Raw genomic sequence first — 21557 nt, forward strand, 5'->3', positions numbered from 1 at the left:
CGCTGGGAGGTGCCCCCAGGCGGATGGTCCCCGTCACCGACTCGCGAGGGCCGCGTGAAGGACACAAAGCTGCCAAAGGCCGAGTCTAACGGGGTGGAGGTGGGCGAATGCGCCCGCGGGCTGCTCCGGGTCTCGTCAGGCGAGATACGCCGGTGCCCCCACGGGCAACGTAAATCGGAACTCGGCGCCGCCGCCGGAGGCGCGGCCGACCGTGATGGTGCCGCCGTGGGCTTCGACGATGCCCTTGACGATGTACAGCCCGAGGCCGGTGCCGCCGCGCTTGCTGCCCCGCCAGAAGCGGGTGAAGACGCGGTTCATGGACTCCTCCGGGATGCCGGGCCCCTCGTCGCTCACCGTGACCGACGTGCCCGTTTGCTCGCCCTCGCGCGGGGACGCGCAGGGTGTGACGTCTATGGTGACGGTTCCCTCGCCGTGCCGCACGGCATTTTCGAGGAGATTGCTGAGCACCTGGTCGATCTTGTCCGGGTCGGCCCACAGGGCGGGCAGCGGCTGCTCGATGCGCAGCAGGAAGCGGTCGGCCCTCTGGCCGGCGGCGACATAGGCCTGGATGTGCCGGGAGACGGCGGCTCCTATGTCGACGGGCTGCCGGCGCACCTCCAGCCGCCCGGAGTCGATCCGTGAGATGTCCAGCAGCTCGGCGATGAGCCGGGTGACCCGGTCGGCGTCGGCGTCGACGGTCTCCAGCATCAGCCGCTTCTGGTCGTCGGTGAAGCGTTCCCACTTGGCGAGGAGCGTGGCGGTGAAGCCCTTCACGGAGGTGAGGGGCGAGCGCAGTTCATGGGCGACCGTCGCTATCAGCTCGGCGTGGCTGCGCTCGGTACGGCGGCGGGCCTCGGTGTCCCGGAGCGAGACGACGACACGCTGCACGGGCCCGAGGGGCGCGGCGCGCACATAGCGGGCGGAGACGAGCACTTCCCGCACCCCGGGCAGCAAGAGGTTGCGCTCCGGCTGCCGGGTCCGGATCGCGAGCCCCCCGTAGGGATCGGTGAGCTGCCACCAGCGGCGGCCCTCCAGGTCCTCCAGCGGCAGCGCCTTCTCCAGGGGCCGGCCGAGGGCGTCGGCGGCGCGTACGGCGGTGATCCGGGCGGCGGCGGCGTTGAAGCAGACGACGCGGCCGTGCTCGTCGGCGACGACGAGGCCGTCGGGCAGCTGGTCGGGCTCGAGGCCGCAGCCGTGGTCACCCTGCCGGGGCACGGGTGTGCGCCGCGCGTCCCGCCCCTGCGGCGCGGTGCTCGTGCCGGCCACGCTCATCCCCGTACCCCACCTCTCAGACCGCGCAGGGTCCCGAGTTGGTCACCCTACTAGCTCTGGGTGACGGTGCGGCACCCTCCGGAGGCGCGCTGTGCACGCGCCGACGCGTAGAGACATACGGCGGCGGCGGTGGCGAGGTTCAGGCTCTCGGCCTTTCCGTGGAGGGGCACGCGTACGACGGCGTCGGCGAGCGCGCGGGTCTCCTCCGGCAGCCCCCAGGCCTCGTTGCCGAACACCCACGCGGTCGGCCCGCCCATGGTGCCCTTGTCGAGTTCCTCGTCGAGGTCACGGTCCCCCGCCCCGTCGGCCGCGAGGATGCGCACACCGGCGTCCTGCAGGCCCGCGACGGCCCGCTCGACGGGCACGCCGACGGCCACCGGCAGATGGAAGTGGGAGCCCACGGAGGCGCGTACGGCCTTGGGGTTGTACAGGTCCACGGAGGCGTCGGTGAGGACGACCGCCTCGGCGCCGGCGGCGTCGGCGCAGCGCAGCACGGTGCCGGCGTTCCCGGGGTCGCGCACGTGGGCGAGGACGGCGACGAGCCTCGGCCGGGCGGCGAGGATCTCCTCGAAGGGCGTGTCGAGGAACCGGCACACCCCGACGAGCCCCTGCGGGGTGACGGTGGTGGAGATGTCGGCGATGACCTCTTCGGAGGCGAGGTGCACCCGGGCACCGGCGTCGCGCGCGGCCCCGATGATGTCGGCGTACCGCTCCGCGGCCTCGACGGTGGCGAACACCTCGACGAGGGTGGGCGTGCCGTCGACCCGATGCCCGGCCGCTTCCCTGACGGCCTGCGGCCCCTCCGCGAGAAACAGCCGGTCCTTACCCCGGAGGTTCCGCTTGGCGAGCCGGCGGGCGGCGGCGACTCGGGCGGAGCGGGGCGAGATCAGCTCGGGGGTGGGCATCCTGTCCTTCACCTTCAGAAAGTCTTCTCTTTGTGACGCCACCGGGTTGCAGCGCCCGTCAGGGGCGCGGGGAACTGCGCGACAAGCCACGACGCACCCGCGGCCGAACGACGGCGGAAGCCCTCAACAGCAGGACCCGCAAGCCCTGAGGCCTGCGGGTCCAGTGAGCGTCGGCTCAATGCCAGCGCAGCGTCACGCGGCCTTGGGCGCGTTGACGTCCGACGGCAGCGCCTTCTGCGCGACCTCGACGAGCGAGGCGAACGCGTTGGCGTCGTTGACGGCCAGCTCGGCCAGGATCTTGCGGTCGACCTCGACGTTCGCGGCCTTCAGACCCTGGATGAAGCGGTTGTAGGTGATGCCGTTGGCGCGGGCAGCGGCGTTGATGCGCTGGATCCACAGCTGACGGAAGTCGCCCTTGCGCTTCTTGCGGTCGTTGTAGTTGTAGACCAGCGAGTGGGTGACCTGCTCCTTGGCCTTGCGGTAGAGGCGCGAACGCTGACCGCGGTAGCCGGAGGCCTGCTCGAGGATCGCCCGGCGCTTCTTGTGGGCGTTGACTGCCCGCTTGACGCGTGCCACTTGTTAACTCCTTGTAGCGGGGCCGTGGGGGTACTCACACGACCCGGAAACGATTCGGTCCCGGTCCAGACAGACGGCGCTCAGACGGCGCCGCAGGTCACTTGCCGAGAAGCTTCTTGATCTTCGCGGCGTCGCCCGGGGCCATCTCGGCGTTGCCGGTGAGGCGACGCGTGACGCGGGACGACTTGTGCTCGAGCAGGTGGCGCTTGCCGGCGCGCTCGCGGAGCACCTTGCCGGAGCCGGTGATCTTGAAGCGCTTGCTGGCACCGCTGTGCGACTTGTTCTTCGGCATAGCGCCGTTATCTCCTCGTCGGTGGCGCTCCGGTGCCCGGTTGCGAAAACCGGGCACGGTGGAGCGTCGCTCTTCTATCGGTTACATCCTCGGGGACCGAAGTCCCCCGGGATCACGCCTCGGCGGGCTCCTCGGCGGACGCCTCAGCCTCGGCAGGGTTCTGCGACTTACCGGGGTTCGCCTTCGCTTCGGCCTTGCGGGCCTCCTGCGCCTGGCGGGCCTCGGCCATGGCCTCGGTCTTCTTCTTGTGCGGACCGAGGACCATGATCATGTTGCGGCCGTCCTGCTTCGGGTTCGACTCCACGAAACCGAGGTCCTGGACGTCCTCCGCGAGGCGCTGCAGCAGTCGGTAGCCCAGCTCGGGACGGGACTGCTCGCGACCACGGAACATGATCGTGATCTTGACCTTGTCGCCCTGCTTGAGGAACCGGACGACGTGACCCTTCTTGGTGTCATAGTCGTGCGGGTCGATCTTCGGCCGGAGCTTCATCTCCTTGATGACCGTGTGCGCCTGGTTCTTGCGCGCCTCACGGGCCTTCATGGCCGACTCGTACTTGAACTTCCCGTAGTCCATGAGCTTGCACACGGGCGGACGGGCGTTCGCCGCGACCTCGACCAGGTCGAGGTCGTACTCCTGCGCAAGCTCCAGTGCCTTCGCGAGCGGCACGATGCCGACCTGCTCGCCACTGGGACCGACAAGTCGCACCTCGGGAACGCGAATCCGGTCGTTGATGCGGGGCTCGGCGCTGATGGATCCTCCTCGGTAGCACCACACGGTTGTCTGGCGGACAGCCGCGTACGTCTTTTCGCTAGACCTAACCGCGCCGAAGCAGCAAAAATGCCCCGGACGATCACAGGCGGGGCTCCAATGACAGCCGGAGCACCGCCGCGGGGACCGCGGGGCGCAGTTCGGGCGGCTCCATCGTCCGTACGGAACGATGGTGGCCGCCTGACCGGGTGACCCGCCGTCCCGGAGGACGGTCAGGTGGGAGATCGGAGCCTCCACTTGTGGGCTGGGCAGGATGCTGTCCAGCCGGTCGTCACACAAGGTTAGCAGCACGGGCCGGGAAGGGCGAATCGGACCCGTCATCGCGAAGGCGCAACGGGGCCACCTATCGTGTGGGGCATGAGTGAGACCCCTCCTGAGAACCCCGACTTCGACGCGATGACCCGGGACATCGCCGAGGTCCCCGCCGTCGAGGTGATCGTGACGGTCGCCGTCAACCTGATGAGCGCCGCCGCCGTGAAGCTCGGGCTGAGCGAGGAGGGCGAGAAGTACAAGGACCTGGACGAGGCCCGCAAGCTCATCACCGCGCTCGCCGGCCTGCTGGACGCGAGCGCGACCGAGGTCAGCTCCTTCCACGCGGCGCCGCTGCGCGACGGTCTGAAGTCGCTGCAGCTGGCGTTCCGCGAGGCCTCGATCGTCCCGGACGAGCCGGGCCAGGGGCCGGGCGAGAAGTACACCGGCCCGGTCTACGGCTAGCTATTCCTTCACGTACAGGGGCTCGCCCGGAGCCGTGGTCCCGGCCGGCAGCAGTGCCAGGTCGAGGCCGTGCACCAGGCGGGCCCTCAGTGTTTCGTCGGCGGCGAGCCGCTCGGCGACCGCGCGGGCGGCCTCGGCGGGCGGGGCGGCCGGGGCGAGGACCAGGGCGAGGGTGCCGTCGGTCCGCCCCGCCCCGAGGTGGGCGCGCAGTACGGCGGGCTCCGCCGCCACGGCCGTACGGACGGCCTCGAGCACGGCCGGGTCGGCGAGCGGGTCGGTGCTGGTGCGGCCCTCGGCGAGGGCGAGCAGCGCCGGGCCGGTCAGCTCGAAGGGCACGGGCCCGGCGAGGTCCAGCACGACCGTGTCGGCCTTCTCGTGGGCGGCGGCCTGCAGCGCCTGGTGCAGCGGTACGGCGACCGGGCGGGCCGCGGGGTCCCAGCGGGCGAGGGAGTCGGTGGAGGTGAAGGCGGGCAGCGCGGTGCGGTCGCCGGCCTTCAGGGTGGGTACCGCCATGTCGCTGGTCTTCTCGCGGCGCAGCCCGTTCGCGTCCTCCTCGACCTCGCCGAGCACGGCGACGACCGGGACGAGCAGGCGCGCGCCCTTCAGCGCCTCGAGGACGGGCCCGAGGGCGCCGCGGTCCTCGGCCCAGGCGGCGAGCGCGGCGCTCAGCCGGGGGTCGGCGGAGCCGTCGTCGTCGGAGAAGCCGGGGTCGGGAATGTTCTTGTTCGCCACGGTCACCGACCCTATAGCCACCTCGCCGGCCCGCCGCACGGGAGCCTTCACCGGAATCTCAGCGTTCCCTGAACCCCGTCTCATGGCGGTCCGACCCGGTGCACAGTCACCGCCCGAAGCATCGCGGCCATGGAGTCCCCCAGAGCCCGTCGCGGCCGTCGTGCGCGCCCGTCCCGGCGCCGTCCCCTTCTGTACACCGCTGTCGCCGTGGCCGCCGTGAGCGGGGTGACGGCCGCGGGCACGACCTGTGTGCGGGCACGGGCGCACTCGGGCACGGCGGCCGTATCGTCGGCGGCGACGCCCTCGGCCGCCTCCTCGGCCGGGGCGGGCGAGGAGGACTCGGTGGAACCGGTGACGGAGCCGGCGGTGGACCGGACGGCGCTGCTGGGCAAGGCGATGGCGGCGGTGAGCGTGCCGCCGGGCGCGCAGGTGTCGGCGGCGGTGCTGGCGATGGACTCCGGGGAGAGCGCGGCGTACGGGGACGCGGCCTTCGACACGGCGAGCATCGTGAAGGTCGACATCCTGGCCACGCTGCTGCTCCAGGCGCAGGACGCGGGCCGGACGCTGACGGCGGCCGAGAGGGCGCAGGCCACGAAGATGATCGAGAACAGCGACAACGCGTCGGCGACGGAGCTGTGGCACACGATCGGGCGGGCGGACGGCCTGGACGCGGCGAACAAGCGCTTCGGGCTGACCGCGACCTGTGGCGGCGAGGGTGAGCTGTGGGGGCTGACGCAGACCACGGCCGCCGACCAACTCGTCCTGCTCCAGCAGGTGTTCGGAGAGGATTCCCGGCTGAGCGCGGCCTCCCGGACCTATGTGCGGGGGCTGATGAAGTCCGTCCAGGCGGACCAGCGGTGGGGGGTGTCGGCCGCCGCGGAGGGCAACTCCTGGGCGCTGAAGAACGGTTGGCTGGCACGCAGTACGACCGGGCTGTGGGACGTGAACAGCATCGGGCGGATCACGGTGGACGGCACCGGCTGTCTGGTGGCGGTGCTGTCGAAGGGCACGCGGACCCAGGCGGAGGGCATCGCGCTGGTGGAGGCGGCGGCGAAGGCGGCGGTGTCGGCGTTCGCCGGTGAATGACGCGGCGCCCGGCGCCGAGCGAGGCGGGGTTCGCCGGTGAGCGATCCGGCGCCCGGCGCCGAGTGATCCAGGCTTCCGGGCGCCCCGCCGGGGAGCCGCCGCCGGACGTCTCGTTCAGACCCTCTGCCTGCGGCCCCGCCACAGCACCACGCCCGCCACCAGCAGGACCCCGCCGGTGCCGCCGGCCAGGGGGCCCGCCCAGTCGGCGGTCGAGGACGTGGCCCTGGGGGCGTCCGGGCCTCCGCCGAAGTACTTCTTCCCGTACGACGCCGCGCGCAGGCGCTGCGGCCTGAGGCGGTCGGCCGCCCGCAGCGCCGCCGCCGGGTCGATCATGCCGAAGCCACGGGAATCGTCCCGGCCGCCGACCGGCGCGTCCCGGGCGGTGTCCTCCAGGAGCTTCTTGATCTGGGCCGGGCCGAGCTCGGGGTGGGCGGCTCTGACCAGGGCCGCGGCGCCGGAGACGAAGGCCGAGGCGGCCGAGGTGCCCCAGCCCTCGTAGTACTTGTGGTCGGGGTCGGCGATGACCACGTCGACGCCGGGCGCGCTGACCGCGGCGTACCAGCGGCGGGTCGAGAAGGAGGCGCGGGTGCCGTAGCGGTCGACGGCGGTCGCTGCGATGACGCCGGGGTAGGCGGCCGGGTAGGAGACATGGTCGCCCTTGTCCCCGCCGTTGCCCGCGGAGGCGACGACCACCACGCCCTTCTTCAGGGCGTACTGCACCGCCTCGTCCTCGCTGGGCTCGGGGTGAGCGGAGTTCGAGTCGTCGCCGAGGGAGAGGTTGATGACGTCGGCGCCGTGGTCGGCGGCCCAGCGGATACCGTCGGCGAGGGCGTTGCCGCGGCTGGTGCGGGCCTTGGCGCGGGCGGGGTCGCCGTCCTCCAGGATCACGCGGACGGGCAGGATCTTGGCCTCGGGGGCGACGCCCATGACACCGGCGCTGTCGCCGGGGCCGTGGCCGTGTCCGGCGATGATGCCGGCCATGGCGGTGCCGTGCCGGGCCCAGTCGCGGTCGCCCTGCCCGGCGCCGAAGCCGATCATGTCCTTGGCGGGCAGGACGTTGCCGACGAGGTCCGGGTGGTCGGCCTCGACGCCGGTGTCCAGGACGGCGACGGTGACGCCCCGGCCCTTGGTGGTCCGCCAGGCCTCGTCCAGGTGCAGGGCGTCGAGACCCCACTGCTGGGCGCGGATGCCGTCGGCGTGGGCCGTGGTGGCCGGTGCCAGGACGAGGGTGCCGGTGAGCAGCAGGCTCAGCGCCGCGCCGACGGGTTCCACGCGTCGGCGGCCGCGTATCGACTGCCTCGATCGCCTCATGCCCGATCGCCTCATGACGGTTTCTCCGTGGCCGTGCCGATGCTCTGGCGCAGGCGCCGTTCGATGCGGTCGGCCAGGCCCTGGGCCTCGTTGCCGAGCCCGGCCTGGGCCGGTGCGGTGGTGGCACCGGCACTGATGGCGTCGGCGGCGGGCTGGGGTACATCGACGCCGCGGCCGTCGGCCCAGCCGGAGACGGCGTAGGCGACGACGGGGGCGTCGGTGAGGACGGAGATGGTCCAGGAGGCGCGCTGCTTGTCGCCGAAGCCGGCCGCGTCGGTGCCCTCGGCCGCGTACGGCCGGGGCATCAGGTCGGCGCGCCGGTCCAGGCGCTCGGTGCGGAAGCGGTGGGCGAGCGCGGCCATGGCGGCCGGGTCGGCCTTGGTGAACAGCAGGCCGACGGTGGTGACGTAGCTCTGGGTGGCGTCGGTGTAGGTGGCCCGCAGCAGCCGCCCGCAGCCGACCGGGGCGAGCACCTTGGCCAGCAGCGGGTCGAAGGCGTGCGCGCAGCCGGTGTCCGGGGCCACGGCGATCCTGGTCCAGCTGCGGTCGGCGCCGCCGGGTCCGGCGCCCGTGCCCTGGACGGTGGGCGGGAACAGCTGGTCGACGGGCACGCTGTGCCAGAGCGACCCGGCGGTGGCGAAGTGGTCGCCGGAGGCGTCGTCCGCGCCGTCGTCGGTGAGCCAACTCCCGGTCACGGCACCGCCGACGAGACCGAGTCCGAGTACGAGACAGGCGGCAGCGGCCGCGGTGCGGGGCCCCACCCGGTACCAGGTCCGCCCACCGAACGCCTCGGGTTCCCCGGCCCACGTCACGGGCCGCGCGGCAGCTGTGGCGCTCCAGGACAGCGTGGGGTCCGGCGCGGCGCCGCCGGCCGGTGGCGGGCCGACGGGATGCGCCGGCGCCATGGGACTCCAGGCGGACACCGTCGAAGGGGACGCGGAGGCGGTACGGCGCTCTCCACCGGCCCCGGCGGCCGGCCGACCGGGCGCGGCAGCGGGGCGCGCTGCCTTCGGAACGTCGGCTACCGGCCGAAGCCGCGCCGTGGTCTCCGACGCGGCGACCGGGCGGGACGGGGCCGTCGCGCCGGGCGCGGTGACCGGCCCGGACGGGGTCGTCTCGGGTGCGGTGACCGGCCGGGGCGGAACCGTCGTCTGCGACGCGGCGACCGGCCGGGACAGGGCCGTCGCCTCGGGCGCGGTGACCGGCCGGGGCGGAACCGTCGTCTGCGACGCGGCGACCGGCCGGGACGGGGCCGTCGCCTCGGGCGCGGTGACCGGCCGGGGCGGAACCGTGGACTCTGACGCGGTGACAGGGCGGAGCCGGGCCGTCGTCTCCGCGGCGGTCTCCGCCGGGGCTCCGGGCCTCCGGGGCTCCCGGCCGGGGTGGTGCGCCTCGCGCCCCGTGCGCGGCGGCGCGTCGGGGAACCGGGCCGAGGCCGGCGGCGGAGGCGGACTCACGGGTGCACCGGCGGCGGGTACAACAAGCTTCGGTGTGCCGGGCCGAGGACCCTGCTCGGCCCGAGCACCGGCGCCGCCACGGGAAGCCCGGCCGTCACGCCCGGCGGCCCCGGCGGAAGGCGAGCCGTCACGCGCGGACCGATCGGCTGAGGACGAGCCGTTACCCGCGGACCGACCCGCCGCGGACGAGCCGCCACCCGCAGACCCCGCGGCCGAAGGCGAGCCGTCGCGTACGGGGCGCCAGGCCGAGGGCGAGCCACCGGTCATGGACCGCCCGGTCGAGAGCGAGGAGTCACCCCCGGACGCCCCGGCGGAAGGCGAGCCGCCACGCGCGGACCGATCGGCTGAGGACGAGCCGCCACCCGCGGACCGACCCGCCGCGGACGAGCCGTTACCCGCGGACCCCGCGGCCGAAGGCGAGCCGTCGCGTACGGGGCGCCAGGCCGAGGACGAGCCACCGGTCATGGACCGCCCGGTCGAGGGCGAGGAGTCACCCCCGGACGCCGCGGCAGAAGGCGAGCCCTGTCCCGCGAAGCCTCCGGCGGAGACCGGCCCCGCAGTCGCGGCCGCCCCGTCCGAAGCCGCGCCCCTACCGGCGAAGCTCCCGGCGGAGCCGCGACCCTCGGCCGCAGCGGACCCGCCCGACGGCCCGCCACCACCGGCGAGACCCCCGGCCGACGGGCGGCCCTCGTTCGGGGCTGTCTGCGGAGAAGCTCCCTCCCCGCCTGCCGCACCCGGGTTGGACAAGCGACCGGCGCGCGGCGTGAAGACCGACGGCTCGTCGTCGGGGTCGTCGGGCGGGGTGGACGGGCGCGGCGGGATGGGAGCGTGGCGCGCTTCCGTGCTCATGCACCCCCCGTTTCCTCGTGCCCGGGCCGTCCTCACGTACGCGGGCCGCTGCGCTGCTCCGCCGCGCCCGGCGCGCAAGCATCCGTCCGGGCACGCATACCCGTACGGCCGGACCGGCATCCCGGTTCAGGTGAAGCGGCCGGGCGCGTTCCGCCGTACGTGCGCGTCACTCTACGGGTTGTCCGGGCCGGAATCAGAACCAGTCCGGGGCGCCGGGGCATCTGCCCGGAACGTCCCCCTACCCTGCGGTAATCCTGTCTGGCAGGCTTCCGTCATGACTGCGCGCGCCGCCGACCGGGCCCGTTACGACAGGGCCACCGCCCATCTCGACGCCCCTCTCGCGATCGTGGACCTGGACGCCTTCGACGCCAACGCGGCCGATCTCGTCCGCCGGGCCGCAGGCAAGCCGGTCCGGGTCGCCAGCAAGTCCGTGCGCTGCCGGGCCCTGCTGGAACGCGTCCTGGCCAGGGACGGCTTCCAGGGGATCATGTCGTTCACCCTGGCCGAGTCGCTGTGGCTCGCCCGTTCCGGGTTCGACGACGTCCTGCTGGCCTATCCGTCCGCCGACCGGGCAGGTTTCGCCGAGCTGGCCTCCGATCCCAAGCTCGCCGCTGCGGTGACCGTGATGGTGGACGATCCGGCACACCTCGACCTCATCGACGCCGCCCGCGACGGCGGACGCGAAGTGGTGCGTGTCTGCCTGGAGTTGGACACCTCGCTGAAGCTGCTCGGTGGCCGGGTCCGGGTCGGGGCCCTGCGCTCTCCGCTGCGCTCCCCCGCCCAACTCGCCGAGCTGGCCCGCTCGGTGGCCCGGCGGCCCGGCTTCCGGCTGGTCGGGATCATGGCGTACGAGGGGCACATCGCGGGTGTCGGCGACGCGGTGGCCGGGCGGCCGCTGCGGTCCCGGGCGATCCGGCTGATGCAGGCGGCGGCGCGCCGGGAGCTGGCCGAGCGGCGGGCCGCGGTCGTGCGCGCGGTGCGGGCCGTCGTCCCCGGCCTGGAGTTCGTCAACGGCGGTGGCACGGGCAGCGTGCAGCACACCGCCGCCGAGGACGCGGTGACCGAGATAGCGGCCGGTTCGGGGCTGTACGTGCCGCGGCTCTTCGACAACTACACGTCGTTCACCGGCCGTCCGGCGGCTCTGTTCGCCCAGCCCGTCGTACGACGGCCGGGCGTCGGCGTGGTCACCGTGCTCGGCGGCGGCTACCCGGCCTCCGGTGCCGCCGGGCCCGACCGGCTGCCGGTGCCGTACCTGCCCGAGGGCCTGAAGTACGACCCCCAGGAGGGCCCCGGCGAGGTGCAGACCCCGCTGCTCGGCTCGCCCGCCGACGACCTCCTCGTCGGCGACAAGGTGTGGTTCCGGCACGCCAAGGCGGGCGAGCTGTGCGAGCGGTTCGACACCCTGCACCTCATCGAGGGGGACACGGTCACCGCGACCGTGCCCACCTACCGGGGTGAGGGGCAGACCTTCCTCTGACCGGCCGGCCTACAGGGGCGTGACGTACGCGCCGGCGATCCCGCCGTCCACCAGGAAGTCGGTGGCGTTGACGAAGGAGGAGTCGTCGCTGGCCAGGAAGGCGACGGCGGCGGCGATCTCCTCGGCCTCGGCGAACCGGCCGACCGGGATGTGGACGAGACGCCGCGCGGCCCGCTCGGGGTCCTTCGCGAACAGCTCCTGCAGCAAGGGGGTGTTGACCGGTCCCGGGCACAGGGCGTTGACGCGGATCCCCTCCCGGGCGAACTGCACGCCCAGCTCCCGGGACATGGCGAGGACGCCGCCCTTGGAGGCCGTGTACGAGATCTGCGACGTCGCCGCGCCCATCCGCGCCACGAAGGACGCGGTGTTGATGATGGATCCCTTGCCCTGGCGCCGCATGTAGGGGATGGCGGCCTTGCAGCACAGGTAGACGGAGGTGAGGTTGACCTCCTGGACCCGCTTCCAGGCCTCGAGGCCGGTCTCCAGGATGGAGTCGTCGTCGGGCGGGGAGATGCCGGCGTTGTTGAAGGCGACGTCGACGCTGCCGTAGGTGTCGTACGCCGTCCTGAACAGCGCCTCGACCTGCTCGGGATCGGTGACGTCGACCTTCACGAAAAGCCCGCCGACCTCGTCGGCGACGGCCTTGCCGCGGGCCTCGTCCACGTCCGCGCAGACCACGTGGGCGCCCTCGGAGGCGAGCCGGCGGGCGGTGGCGAGGCCGATGCCGCTGCCGGCTCCGGTCACGACGGCGGTACGGCCGGCCAGGCGGCGGCAAACAGATTCTGCGGTCACTGTGCGGAGCCCTCCGTGCTGGGGGAGACGTTGCTGATGAAGACGTTCTTGGTTTCGGTGAAGGCGGTCAGGGCGTCGGGGCCGAGTTCGCGGCCGAGGCCGGACTGCTTGAAGCCGCCGAACGGGGTCCAGTAGCGGACGCTGGAGTGGGAGTTGACGGACAGGTTGCCCGCGCGGACGGCCTGGGAGAGGCGCAGGGCGCGGCCGAGGTCCCGGGTCCACAGGGAGCCGGAGAGGCCGTAGGGGGTGTCGTTGGCGAGGCGGATCGCGTCCTGCTCGTCGGTGAAGGGGAGGAGCACGGCGACGGGCCCGAAGATCTCCTCACGGGCCGCCCGGCTGTCCTCCCGCTCACCCGTCAGGACCGTCGGCGGGAACCAGAAGCCGGGGCCGTCGGGGGCGCTGCCGCGCAGGGCGGGGGCGTCCTCGGGGACGCAGGACCGTACGCGGTCCAGCTGCTGACGGGAGATCAGCGGGCCCATCTGGGTCTTCTCGTCGGCCGGGTCGCCCACGACGACGGAGGCGAGGGCGTCGGCGAGGAACTCGCGGGCCTCCTCCAGCACCGTCTCCTGCACGAGGATGCGGGTGCGGGCACAGCAGTCCTGGCCGGAGTTGTCCAGGAAGGAGAACGGGTCGAGGGCCGTCTTCAGCTCGGCGTCGGCGAAGACGATGTTGGGGCTCTTGCCGCCGAGTTCGAGGGTGACCGGTTTGACGAGCCTCGCGCAGCGCTCCATGACCTCGCGGCCGGTGCGGGTGGAGCCGGTGAACACGATCTTGGCGACGTCGGGGTGCTCGACCAGGGCGCGTCCGGCGGTGTGGCCGTGACCGGGCAGCACCTGGAGGACATGCTCGGGCAGGCCCGCCTCCAGGGCGAGTTCGGCGAGGCGGAGCGCGGTGAGCGGGGTGGTCTCGGCGGGCTTGAGGACGACCGCGTTGCCGGCCGCGAGCGCCGGGAAGGAGCCCCAGGCGGCGATCGGCATCGGGAAGTTCCAGGGGGCGATCACGCCGACGACACCGAGGGGTTCCTGGAAGGTGACGTTCCAGCCGCCGGGCACCGGGATCTGCTTGCCGAGAAGGCGTTCGGCGCCGCCGGCCGCGTACAGCAGCAGATCGCGGGCGTTGCCGGCCTCCCAGCGGGCGTTGCCGACGGTGTGGCCGGCCTCGCGGACCTCCAGCTGGGCGAGTTCCTCGAGGTGGGAGTCGACGGTGTCGGCGAAGCGGCGCAGCAGCCGGGCCCGGTCGGCGGGGGCGAGGGCGGCCCACCCGGTCTGGGCGCGTGCGGCCCGTACGACGGCGGCGGCCACGTCCTCCTCGCTCGCGGCGGGGACGGTGGCGACGACCTCTTCGGTGGCGGGGTTGAGGACGACGAGCTCGTGCGGGTCGGACACGTGGTGACCTTTCACAGGCGTTCGAAGGAGCGGCGCAGCTCCCAGTCGGTGACCGCGGCGTCGAAGGCCTCCAGCTCTACGCGCGCCATGTTGCGGTAGTGCGCGACGACCTCGTCGCCGAAGGCGGCCTTCGCGATCGGGCTGTTCTCCCACAGCTCGGCGGCCTCGCGCAGGGTGGTCGGGACGTGCTCCAGGCCCGCGGTGTAGGCGTTGCCGGAGCAGGGCTCGGGGAGTTCGAGCTTGTGCTCGATGCCGTACAGGCCGGCCGCGACGAGTCCGGCGACGGCGAGGTAGGGGTTGACGTCCCCGCCGGGGAGGCGGTTCTCGAAGCGCAGGGAGCGGCCGTGACCGACCACGCGGAGCGCGCAGGTGCGGTTGTCGTGGCCCCAGGCGACGGCGGTGGGGGCGAAGGAGCCCGGCTGGAACCGCTTGTAGGAGTTGATGTTCGGGGCGTAGAGGAGCGAGAAGTCGCGCAGGGCGGCGAGCTGTCCGGCGAGGAAGTGCCGCATGACGTCGGACATTCCGTCGCCGTCGGCCATCGCGTTGGTGCCGTCGGCGTCGGCGAGGGAGAGGTGGATGTGGCAGGAGTTGCCCTCGCGCTCGTTGTACTTGGCCATGAAGGTGATCGAGACGCCCTCCTGGGCGGCGATCTCCTTGGCGCCGGTCTTGTACAGCGCGTGCTGGTCGCAGGTGACGAGGGCCTCGTCGTAGCGGAAGGCGATCTCGTGCTGGCCGGGGTTGCACTCGCCCTTGGCGGACTCGACGGTGAGGCCGGCGCCGGCCATGTCGTTGCGCAGGCGGCGCAGCAGGGGCTCGATGCGGCCGGTGCCGAGGATGGAGTAGTCGATGTTGTACTGGTTGGCCGGGGTGAGGCCCCGGTAGCCAGCGTCCCAGGCCTGTTCGTAGGAGTCCTTGAAGACGATGAACTCCAGCTCGGTGCCGACCTGGGCGGTGTAGCCGAGCTCGGCGAGCCGCTCCAGCTGGCGGCGCAGGATCTGGCGGGGCGCGGCGACGACGGGTGAGCCGTCGTTCCAGGCGAGGTCGGCGACGAGCAGGGCGGTGCCGGGGTGCCAGGGGATGCGGCGCAGGGTGGCGACGTCGGGGTGCATGGCGAAGTCGCCGTAGCCGCGGTCCCAGGAGGACATCGCGTAGCCGTCGACCGTGTTCATCTCGGTGTCCACGGCGAGGAGGTAGTTGCAGCCCTCGCTGCCGTGCCGCAGGACTTCGTCCAGGAAGAAACGGGCGGCGAACCGCTTGCCCTGCAGCCGCCCTTGCATGTCGGGGAAGGCCAGGACGACAGTGTCGATCTCACCGCTCGCGACGAGGGTGTGCAGTTCCTCGACACTGAGCGGGGGTGTGCGGTCTGCCACGGGAGAGCCTCCTTCGGCGCCTTCGCGCTTTTTCGGCCGGGCCGGGAGCCATAAGGTATTGCTCAGAACCATTGCTTGGGAAGGGGGTACGGCGGATGTCGCAAGAGACGGAGTGGCACGGGGCGCATGCGCCGGGAGTCGACCGGCTCGCTCCGGTGCTGCGACCGGTGCGGGCGGGCAACGGCTTCGAGGAGGCGCTGGAGCAGATCCTCCAGGTCGTGCGGCTCGGTCTGGTGCCGGGCGGGGAACGGCTGCCGGCCGAGCGGGAGCTGGCGGAGCGGCTCGGGATCAGCCGGGTGACGCTGCGCGAGGTGCTGAAGGTGCTCCACGACCAGGGGCTGGTGGAGGCGCGGCGCGGGCGCTACGGCGGAACGTTCGTGCTGCCGCGCGCGGACGCCGGCGGCGAGGACGAGCTGCGGCGGCGGATCGCCGAGGTCGACATCGAGGACGTACTGCGGTTCCGCGAGGTGCTGGAGGTGGGCGCGGCCGGGCTCTGCGCGGCGCACGGGCTGACGGACGAGCAGGCGGACCGGCTGCGCGAGGCCCTGGCCCGCACGCACGACGCCCCGCTGGCCGACTACCGCCGGCTGGACACCCTGCTCCACCTGACCCTCGCCGAGCTGTGCGGATCCCCGTCCCTGACCGCGCAGTACGCGGCGGTCCGGGCCACGGTGAACGACCTGCTCGACTGCATCCCGCTGCTGGTGCGCAACCTGGAGCACTCGCAGCGCCAGCACGCCGCGCTGGTGGAGGCGGTGCTGGACGGGGACGCGGACGGCGCGCGGGAGATGATGCGGGAGCACTGCGCGGGCACGGCGGCGCTGCTGCGGGGCTTCCTGGCGTGAGGCAGGTCTGGAAAGGTATGGATGCGAACCTTTGGCTTCCATGGAGGGCGGCATGACCGTACGACCGCTGATCGGCATCAGCACCTATCTGGAGTCCGGCGCGCGCTGGGGGGTGTGGGAGCTGGACGCGGCGCTGCTGCCGGCCGGCTATCCGCGACTGGTGCAGCGGGCAGGCGGGCTGGCCGCGATGCTGCCGCCGGACACTCCCGAGCGCGCGGCGGAGACGGTGGCCCGGCTGGACGCCCTGGTGATCGCCGGCGGCCCGGACGTGGACCCGGCCCGGTACGGCGCCGAGCGCGAGCCCCGCACGGGCCCGCCCGCCCCGGCCCGTGACGCCTGGGAACTGGCCCTGATCGAGGCCTCGTTGGACGCCGCCATGCCGGTGCTGGGCATCTGCCGGGGCATGCAGCTGCTGAACGTGGCCCTCGGCGGCACTCTGGTCCAGCACGTGGAGGGGCACGCGGAGGTGGTCGGCGTGTTCGGCGGTCACCCGGTGAAGCCGGTGCCGGGGAGCCTGTACGCCGGGATCGTCCCGGAGGAGACCACCGTGCCCACCTACCACCACCAGGCCGTGGACCGGCTCGGCGCGGGACTGGTGCCGTCGGCCTACGCGGCGGACGGCACGGTGGAGGCGGTCGAGCTGCCCGCGGACCGGGGCTGGGTGCTGGGCGTGCAGTGGCACCCCGAGATGGGCGAGGACCTGCGGGTGATGTCGGCGCTGGTGACAGCGGCCGCACGGGGCACGGCCGGACAGCCGTAGCACCGGCCCCGGACAGCCGTGGCCCCGGACTGGATCACGGCCGCTTTCCGAGCCACTGTCGATACCGCGCCGCGCCCCTTGGGGAGCTGCAGGGCCGCCGGCTTCGAGGCGCCGCCGCTGCGGGCGGTCCTGCCGCTGGGGCGGCACGGGTGAGCGACCCCGCCCCCGGCCGGCACCGATCCCGGCCCGCCGCGGAGCGCCGGCCCCTCACCCCCGCGTCAGCGACAGCAACTCCCGGGCCGGGCCGGCAGGCCGGTGCCCCGTCGGCCAGACCGCGCGCAGGTCGCGGCGCAGGGAGAGGCCGTCCACCGGGATGCTGACCAGGCGTCGCATCGCCAGCTCCTCCCCCACCGCCAGCTCGCTGAGGACCGAGGGTCCCGCGCCGCTGACGGCCGATGCCTTGACCGCCGTGGTCGAGGACAGCTCGATCAGGGGCCGGGCGAGGCCGCCGAGCGCCGCGTCCAGCACCTGCCGGGTGCCGGAGCCGCGCTCACGGAGGATCAGCGGGGTGCCCGCCAGCTCCTCCGCCGTCACCGGGCGCCGGCGGCGGGCCCAGGGATGGCCGGGCGCGGTGACGACGATCAGCCGGTCGCGGGCGATGACCGCGGAGTCCAGTCCCGTCGGGACCGACAGGCCCTCCACGAACCCGAGGTCCGCCTCCCCGGCCAGCAGGAGTTCCGCGACCTTCGCCGAGTTGCCCGCGAGCAGCGACACGGCCGTGTCGGGCCGCTCGGCGTGCAGCGCGAGGAGCCAGCCCGGAAGCAGGTACTCGGCGATGGTCATGCTCGCCGCGACCCTGAGGCGCGAGTCCCGCCGGTCCCGCAGCGCGCGTGCGCCCGCGTCGAAGGCCGCCGCCGCCTCGACCACACGGCGGGCCCAGTCCGTCACCAGGGCTCCCGCGTCCGTGAGCCGGGAGCCGCGGGGCGAGCGGTCGACGAGGGCCACACCCAGTTGCCGTTCCATGGAGCGGATCCGGCTGCTGGCGGCGGGCTGGGTGATGCCGACCTCGCGCGCCGCCGCACCGAGACTGCCCAGCCGTGCCACCGCCAGCAGCAGCTCCAGCGCGGCCAGGTCGGGCACCCGGTGCGCCAGTGACGCCGTGCGCTCCGGTTCCGTGCGCTCCCGCTGCCGCCCCTCCACCTCGCTCATAAGACCAGCTTATGCCCTGATAGAAATGAACTCCCTGGTCAGGAGTGAGCGGCGGCGGCACGGTGGTGCCATGGTCACCGCAGCCCAGCCCTTGCACACCCCTTCCGTCCCCCGTACCGCCCGGGTCCGCCACCTGGGCCCCAACTGGTACGCCGCCGTCATGGGCACCGCCATCCTCGGCTCGGCCGGCGTCGCCCTGCCGGCACACGCGGCGGCTCTGCGCCATGTCTTCGCCGGAGCCTGGGCCCTGTCCCTGATCATGCTGGTGACCCTGCTCGGGGCCCGGGCCCTGCACTGGACCCACCACCGCGACCTGGCCCGGGGGGATCTCCTGGACCCGGCCATGGCCCCCTTCTACGGCTGCCTGTCGATGGCCCTGCTGGCGGTCGGCGGCGGGGCCATGACGGCCGGGCAGGACCTGATCGGCGTCGAAACGGCCGTCGCCCTGGACGCCGTACTGTTCACCGCGGGCACGGCGGTCGGGCTCGCCGCCGCCGTGGCCGTGCCGTACCTGATGGCCGTACGGCATCGCGCCGAGCCCGCGCAGGCGAGTCCGGCCTGGCTGCTGCCGCTGGTCGCGCCCATGGTGTCGGCCGCGCTCGGCCCGCTGCTGGTACCGCATCTGCCGGCGGGCCAGCCCCGCGAGACCCTGCTGCTGGCCTGCCTCGCGCTGTTCGGGATGAGCCTGCTCGCGACACTGCTGATGCTGTCGCTGGTCTTCGCCCGGCTGGTCTCGGGCCCGCTGCCGCTCGCCCTCACCCCCACCCTGTTCCTGGTCCTCGGCCCGCTCGGGCAGTCCACCACCGCGGTCGGCAAGATCGCGGACGCGGCTCCGGGCGTCGTACCGGCCGCGGACGCCCGTGGCCTCCCGGTCTTCGCCGTCCTGTACGGGGTGCCGGTCATGGGGTTCGCGCTGCTGTGGCTGGCGCTGGCGACCGCGCACGTGGTGCGGGCCCGCCGGCGGGGCATGGGGTTCGCGATGAGCTGGTGGGCGTTCACCTTCCCGGTGGGCACATGTGTCACCGGCGCCATGGCGCTCGCCCGGCACACCGGTCTGGAGGTCTTCGACGCGCTGGCCGTCGGTCTGTACGCCGTGCTCGCCGCGGCCTGGGCGGCGGCCGCCGCCGGCACCGTACGCGGTCTGCTCAGCGGCGAGCTGCTCGCAGCGCCTCGGCAAGCACCTGTGGCGCCTCGGCCAGAGACGGGCCGTACCAGGTCAGGTGCCGCCCGCTGACCAGGGCGCAGGGCAGGCCGGGGAAGGCCTCCGGGCCGTCGTCGGCGGTGAAGCGGTAGGGCTCGTCGGGCAGCACCACCAAGTCCGGCGCCGCCGCTCGCAGCTCCTCCAGCGGGACCCGGGGGTAGCGGTCGCAGTGGCCGGCGTACAGGTGGTCGACGCCCAGCCGGGCCAGGACGTCGCCCGCGAACGTGTCCCGGCCGAGGACCATCCAGGGCCGCCGCCAGATCGGTACGACGGCGCTCGTACGGTCCTGCGGCCGCGGCAGCGCCGCCCAGGCCGCCTCCGCCCCGGCCAGCCAGCGCGGGCGCCCCGGCGCGCCGCACGCGGTGAGGACGCGTTCCAGCTCGGTGAACGCCTGGGGCACGCTGCGCACCTCGGTGACCAGCACCTTGAGCCCTGCGGCGCGCAGGGCGTCCAGATCGGGGGCCCGGTTCTCCTCCTCGTTGGCGATCACCAGGTCGGGCGCGAGGGCGAGGACGCGGTCGAGCTCGGGGTTCTTCGTCCCGCCGATCCGGGTGACCTCCAGGTCCGCCGGGTGGCTGCACCAGTCGGTGGCCCCGGCCAGCACCCCGGGCAGCGTCACCGCCACCGCCTCGGTGAGGGACGGGACCAGGGAGACGACCCGCACTACCGCGACCGGTCCTGAACGGCCTCGATGTGCTCGGCGACCGCCACCACGATGACCCGGGTGTCCGGCACCGTCGCCCGCCACCGATGGCGGACCCCACCCGTCAGATACAGGGTGTCACCGCGCCCGAGGCGATACGCGCGCCCCTCCGCCTCTATCTCCACCGCGCCGTCGGCGACGTACATCAGCTCGTCGTTGCGGTGCTGGAACTCGCGGCCTGCGTCGTGGTCGCCGGTGATCTCGGAGGCGTGCAGCTGGTGGTGGCCGCGCACCAGGGAGCGGGTCCGGGGCTCGAAGTCGCCCTCGACGACCGGGTCGGCGCGGACGACGTCCACACTGGCCGCCGGGTCGGCGGCGGCGAGGAGTTCGACGGCCGTGGTGCGCAGGGCGTCGGCGAGCTTCTCCAGCGAGGTGCGGCTGGGGCGGGCCCGGTCGTTCTCGACCTGGCTGAGGAAGGGCACCGACAGACCGCTGCGCTCGGCCACGGCGGCGAGGGTCAGCTCCAGGGCACGGCGGCGTCGGCGGACGGCCGCGCCCACCCGCACGGGCTGTTCTTTGTGGTCGCCCATCGCTCCGGCTCCCTCCCTCGCTCGTCGTGCCACGGTCCGGGTGCCCGGGTCGGGGCACACCTCTTCTGATGACTTCTCTGCACCCTACGCATGTTCGGCAAACCGTTTCACGTGGCTCTCACATACCCGACATGCTGCCGAGGCACCACCCTCACGGTTCGCGCCGCAGTGACGGGGCCCCGGGCCGGTCCCGGGCGGCGTCCGGCCCCGGGCCGAACATGCCGACCAGCAGGGCCGGGCCACCGGGCGGGGGCCAAGGTTCGTCACGGAACGTGGTTGGCCGGATCCTTGCCATGCCGGGCAAAGGCGCTGCGCCAGTGCGGGACCACGGGGCGACCACGACCGGCTGCTTCCCGGCACAGGTGCGCTCGAGCCCGGCGGGCATGGCAGTGTCGGTGCGGTGCGGCATGATGCGAGCGTGACCGGACGACTCATGCTGCTCGACACCGCATCGCTGTACTTCCGCGCCTATTTCGGCGTCCCGGACTCCGTGAAGGCACCGGACGGCACGCCCGTGAACGCCGTGCGCGGACTGCTGGACTTCATCGACCGGCTGGTCAGAGACCATCGGCCGCAGCACCTGGTGGCCTGCATGGACGCCGACTGGCGGCCGCAGTGGCGGGTGGACCTCATTCCCACCTACAAGGCGCACCGGGTCGCCGAGGAACACGAGGACGCGCCGGACGAGGAGGTGGTGCCGGACACCCTCTCGCCGCAGGTGCCGGTCATCGAGGAGGTGCTGGACGCCCTCGGCATCGCCCGGGTCGGCGTCGCGGGGTACGAGGCGGACGACGTGATCGGCACGTTCACCGCGCGCGCCGGGGGTCCGGTCGACATCGTCACCGGCGACCGCGATCTGTACCAGCTGGTGGACGACGCGCGCGGGATCCGGGTGCTGTACCCGCTGAAGGGCGTCGGCACCCTGGCGCTGACCGACGAGGCGGTGCTGCGCGAGAAGTATGGGGTCGACGGGCGGGGGTACGCGGATCTGGCGCTGCTGCGCGGCGACCCGAGCGACGGCCTGCCGGGCGTGGCCGGGATCGGCGAGAAGACGGCCGCCAAGCTGCTCGCCGAGTTCGGCGACCTGGCCGGGATCATGGCGGCGGTCGACGACCCCCGGGCCAAGCTCACGCCGTCGCAGCGCAGGCGGCTCACCGAGGCCGGCCCGTATGTCGCGGTCGCGCCGAAGGTGGTGCGGGTGGCGGACGACGTCCCCCTGCCGGACGTCGACACGGCCCTGCCGCACGCCCCGCGGGACCCGGCGGCCCTGGAGCGGCTGGCCGAACGCTGGGGGCTCGGCGGCTCCCTGCAGCGGCTGCTGACCACACTCGCCGTGGAACCCGGGGGACGGTGACCGGAATGGTGACCGGAATACCGAGGTG

The 21557-nt window shown here is 73.6% G+C and carries 21 protein-coding genes; 7 read left to right on the forward strand and 14 right to left on the reverse strand.

The genetic code is table 11. From position 1 onward, the window contains the following. Nucleotides 1-135: 135 nt before the first annotated feature. From ACWDEN_RS10350 to infC, 5 genes are all read right to left on the reverse strand, one after another. On the reverse strand, nucleotides 136-1272 hold the full coding sequence (locus ACWDEN_RS10350) for a sensor histidine kinase (RefSeq protein WP_351622285.1): 1137 nt from the start codon (nucleotides 1270-1272) through the stop codon (nucleotides 136-138). A 50-nt stretch (nucleotides 1273-1322) separates the two neighbouring features. Next, nucleotides 1323-2177: a TrmH family RNA methyltransferase gene (locus tag ACWDEN_RS10355; protein ID WP_351622282.1), complete on the reverse strand. Its 855-nt coding sequence runs from the start codon at nucleotides 2175-2177 to the stop codon at nucleotides 1323-1325. A 192-nt stretch (nucleotides 2178-2369) separates the two neighbouring features. Then, complete coding sequence (rplT, locus tag ACWDEN_RS10360; RefSeq protein WP_351622279.1) at nucleotides 2370-2753, reverse strand: 50S ribosomal protein L20; 384 nt, start codon at nucleotides 2751-2753, stop codon at nucleotides 2370-2372. Nucleotides 2754-2850: 97 nt separating this feature from the next. Further along, entirely contained in the window at nucleotides 2851-3045 is a 195-nt protein-coding gene (gene rpmI, locus ACWDEN_RS10365) for a 50S ribosomal protein L35 (RefSeq protein ID WP_003977225.1), read from the reverse strand. Between the two features lie 112 nt (nucleotides 3046-3157). After that, nucleotides 3158-3820, reverse strand: coding sequence for a translation initiation factor IF-3 (infC, locus tag ACWDEN_RS10370; protein WP_228618720.1), 663 nt, complete (start codon nucleotides 3818-3820; stop codon nucleotides 3158-3160). A gap of 351 nt (nucleotides 3821-4171) precedes the next feature. Between infC and ACWDEN_RS10375 the strand changes: the two genes are divergently transcribed. Further along, on the forward strand, nucleotides 4172-4528 hold the full coding sequence (locus ACWDEN_RS10375; protein ID WP_351622276.1) for a DUF1844 domain-containing protein: 357 nt from the start codon (nucleotides 4172-4174) through the stop codon (nucleotides 4526-4528). Here ACWDEN_RS10375 and ACWDEN_RS10380 read toward each other — a convergent pair whose 3' ends face one another. After that, entirely contained in the window at nucleotides 4529-5260 is a 732-nt protein-coding gene (locus ACWDEN_RS10380) for an SseB family protein (RefSeq protein ID WP_450858356.1), read from the reverse strand. A 129-nt stretch (nucleotides 5261-5389) separates the two neighbouring features. Between ACWDEN_RS10380 and ACWDEN_RS10385 the strand changes: the two genes are divergently transcribed. Then, nucleotides 5390-6346: a serine hydrolase gene (locus ACWDEN_RS10385; RefSeq protein WP_351622270.1), complete on the forward strand. Its 957-nt coding sequence runs from the start codon at nucleotides 5390-5392 to the stop codon at nucleotides 6344-6346. Between the two features lie 114 nt (nucleotides 6347-6460). Here the strand turns inward: ACWDEN_RS10385 and mycP are convergent, their stop codons facing one another. Next, entirely contained in the window at nucleotides 6461-7657 is a 1197-nt protein-coding gene (gene mycP / locus ACWDEN_RS10390; RefSeq protein ID WP_351622267.1) for a type VII secretion-associated serine protease mycosin, read from the reverse strand. A gap of 11 nt (nucleotides 7658-7668) precedes the next feature. Next, complete coding sequence (locus ACWDEN_RS10395) at nucleotides 7669-9114, reverse strand: hypothetical protein (protein WP_450858359.1); 1446 nt, start codon at nucleotides 9112-9114, stop codon at nucleotides 7669-7671. A 1123-nt stretch (nucleotides 9115-10237) separates the two neighbouring features. Between ACWDEN_RS10395 and ACWDEN_RS10400 the strand changes: the two genes are divergently transcribed. Next, nucleotides 10238-11440: an amino acid deaminase/aldolase gene (locus tag ACWDEN_RS10400; protein ID WP_351603558.1), complete on the forward strand. Its 1203-nt coding sequence runs from the start codon at nucleotides 10238-10240 to the stop codon at nucleotides 11438-11440. Between the two features lie 9 nt (nucleotides 11441-11449). On the opposite strand, the gene ACWDEN_RS10405 is transcribed toward ACWDEN_RS10400, so the two are convergent. The 3 genes from ACWDEN_RS10405 to ACWDEN_RS10415 are packed head-to-tail and all read right to left on the reverse strand — an operon-like array spanning nucleotide 11450 to nucleotide 14987. Then, nucleotides 11450-12232: a 3-oxoacyl-ACP reductase gene (locus tag ACWDEN_RS10405; protein WP_351603556.1), complete on the reverse strand. Its 783-nt coding sequence runs from the start codon at nucleotides 12230-12232 to the stop codon at nucleotides 11450-11452. Continuing rightward, a complete protein-coding gene (locus ACWDEN_RS10410; protein WP_351603554.1) occupies nucleotides 12229-13617 on the reverse strand; it encodes an aldehyde dehydrogenase family protein in 1389 nt (462 codons plus the stop codon). Before ACWDEN_RS10410 ends, ACWDEN_RS10405 begins: the two co-directional genes overlap by 4 nt. 11 nt (nucleotides 13618-13628) lie before the next feature. Continuing rightward, a complete protein-coding gene (locus ACWDEN_RS10415; RefSeq protein WP_351603552.1) occupies nucleotides 13629-14987 on the reverse strand; it encodes a glutamine synthetase family protein in 1359 nt (452 codons plus the stop codon). Nucleotides 14988-15082: 95 nt separating this feature from the next. On the opposite strand from ACWDEN_RS10415, the gene ACWDEN_RS10420 reads away from it, so the two are divergent. Further along, on the forward strand, nucleotides 15083-15832 hold the full coding sequence (locus tag ACWDEN_RS10420) for a FadR/GntR family transcriptional regulator (protein ID WP_351603550.1): 750 nt from the start codon (nucleotides 15083-15085) through the stop codon (nucleotides 15830-15832). A gap of 52 nt (nucleotides 15833-15884) precedes the next feature. Then, the gene (locus ACWDEN_RS10425) at nucleotides 15885-16592 is read left to right on the forward strand and encodes a gamma-glutamyl-gamma-aminobutyrate hydrolase family protein (protein WP_351603548.1); all 708 of its coding nucleotides are present in this window, start codon (nucleotides 15885-15887) and stop codon (nucleotides 16590-16592) included. A gap of 207 nt (nucleotides 16593-16799) precedes the next feature. On the opposite strand, the gene ACWDEN_RS10430 is transcribed toward ACWDEN_RS10425, so the two are convergent. Continuing rightward, the gene (locus ACWDEN_RS10430) at nucleotides 16800-17741 is read right to left on the reverse strand and encodes a LysR family transcriptional regulator (RefSeq protein WP_351603546.1); all 942 of its coding nucleotides are present in this window, start codon (nucleotides 17739-17741) and stop codon (nucleotides 16800-16802) included. Between the two features lie 70 nt (nucleotides 17742-17811). Between ACWDEN_RS10430 and ACWDEN_RS10435 the strand changes: the two genes are divergently transcribed. Beyond that, the gene (locus tag ACWDEN_RS10435) at nucleotides 17812-18975 is read left to right on the forward strand and encodes a TDT family transporter (RefSeq protein ID WP_351603544.1); all 1164 of its coding nucleotides are present in this window, start codon (nucleotides 17812-17814) and stop codon (nucleotides 18973-18975) included. Here the strand turns inward: ACWDEN_RS10435 and ACWDEN_RS10440 are convergent. Both ACWDEN_RS10440 and ACWDEN_RS10445 read right to left on the reverse strand, forming a co-directional pair. Further along, nucleotides 18887-19606 carry a helical backbone metal receptor gene (locus ACWDEN_RS10440; protein WP_351603542.1) on the reverse strand — a complete coding sequence of 240 codons (720 nt, stop codon included), beginning with the start codon at nucleotides 19604-19606 and terminating at the stop codon, nucleotides 18887-18889. The two genes, ACWDEN_RS10435 and ACWDEN_RS10440, sit on opposite strands and share 89 nt — an antisense overlap. Beyond that, nucleotides 19606-20175 carry a helix-turn-helix domain-containing protein gene (locus ACWDEN_RS10445; RefSeq protein WP_351603540.1) on the reverse strand — a complete coding sequence of 190 codons (570 nt, stop codon included), beginning with the start codon at nucleotides 20173-20175 and terminating at the stop codon, nucleotides 19606-19608. The genes ACWDEN_RS10440 and ACWDEN_RS10445 overlap by 1 nt, the downstream gene beginning before the upstream one ends. 418 nt (nucleotides 20176-20593) lie before the next feature. Between ACWDEN_RS10445 and ACWDEN_RS10450 the strand changes: the two genes are divergently transcribed. Further along, nucleotides 20594-21529: a 5'-3' exonuclease gene (locus ACWDEN_RS10450; RefSeq protein WP_351603538.1), complete on the forward strand. Its 936-nt coding sequence runs from the start codon at nucleotides 20594-20596 to the stop codon at nucleotides 21527-21529. The last annotated feature ends 28 nt before the right edge of the window (nucleotides 21530-21557 follow it).

It is taken from the genome of Streptomyces sp. NPDC001153, assembly GCF_053598315.1.

Coding starts and splice junctions, on each gene's coding strand:
- ACWDEN_RS10425 (WP_351603548.1), top strand. CDS start 15,885: ATGACCGTACGACCGCTGATCGGCATCAGCACCTATCTGGAGTCCGGC.
- rpmI (WP_003977225.1), bottom strand. CDS start 3,045: ATGCCGAAGAACAAGTCGCACAGCGGTGCCAGCAAGCGCTTCAAGATC.
- ACWDEN_RS10375 (WP_351622276.1), top strand. CDS start 4,172: ATGAGTGAGACCCCTCCTGAGAACCCCGACTTCGACGCGATGACCCGG.
- ACWDEN_RS10420 (WP_351603550.1), top strand. CDS start 15,083: ATGTCGCAAGAGACGGAGTGGCACGGGGCGCATGCGCCGGGAGTCGAC.
- ACWDEN_RS10435 (WP_351603544.1), top strand. CDS start 17,812: ATGGTCACCGCAGCCCAGCCCTTGCACACCCCTTCCGTCCCCCGTACC.
- ACWDEN_RS10350 (WP_351622285.1), bottom strand. CDS start 1,272: ATGAGCGTGGCCGGCACGAGCACCGCGCCGCAGGGGCGGGACGCGCGG.
- mycP (WP_351622267.1), bottom strand. CDS start 7,657: ATGAGGCGATCGAGGCAGTCGATACGCGGCCGCCGACGCGTGGAACCC.
- ACWDEN_RS10400 (WP_351603558.1), top strand. CDS start 10,238: ATGACTGCGCGCGCCGCCGACCGGGCCCGTTACGACAGGGCCACCGCC.
- ACWDEN_RS10430 (WP_351603546.1), bottom strand. CDS start 17,741: ATGAGCGAGGTGGAGGGGCGGCAGCGGGAGCGCACGGAACCGGAGCGC.
- ACWDEN_RS10445 (WP_351603540.1), bottom strand. CDS start 20,175: ATGGGCGACCACAAAGAACAGCCCGTGCGGGTGGGCGCGGCCGTCCGC.
- ACWDEN_RS10385 (WP_351622270.1), top strand. CDS start 5,390: ATGGAGTCCCCCAGAGCCCGTCGCGGCCGTCGTGCGCGCCCGTCCCGG.
- ACWDEN_RS10355 (WP_351622282.1), bottom strand. CDS start 2,177: ATGCCCACCCCCGAGCTGATCTCGCCCCGCTCCGCCCGAGTCGCCGCC.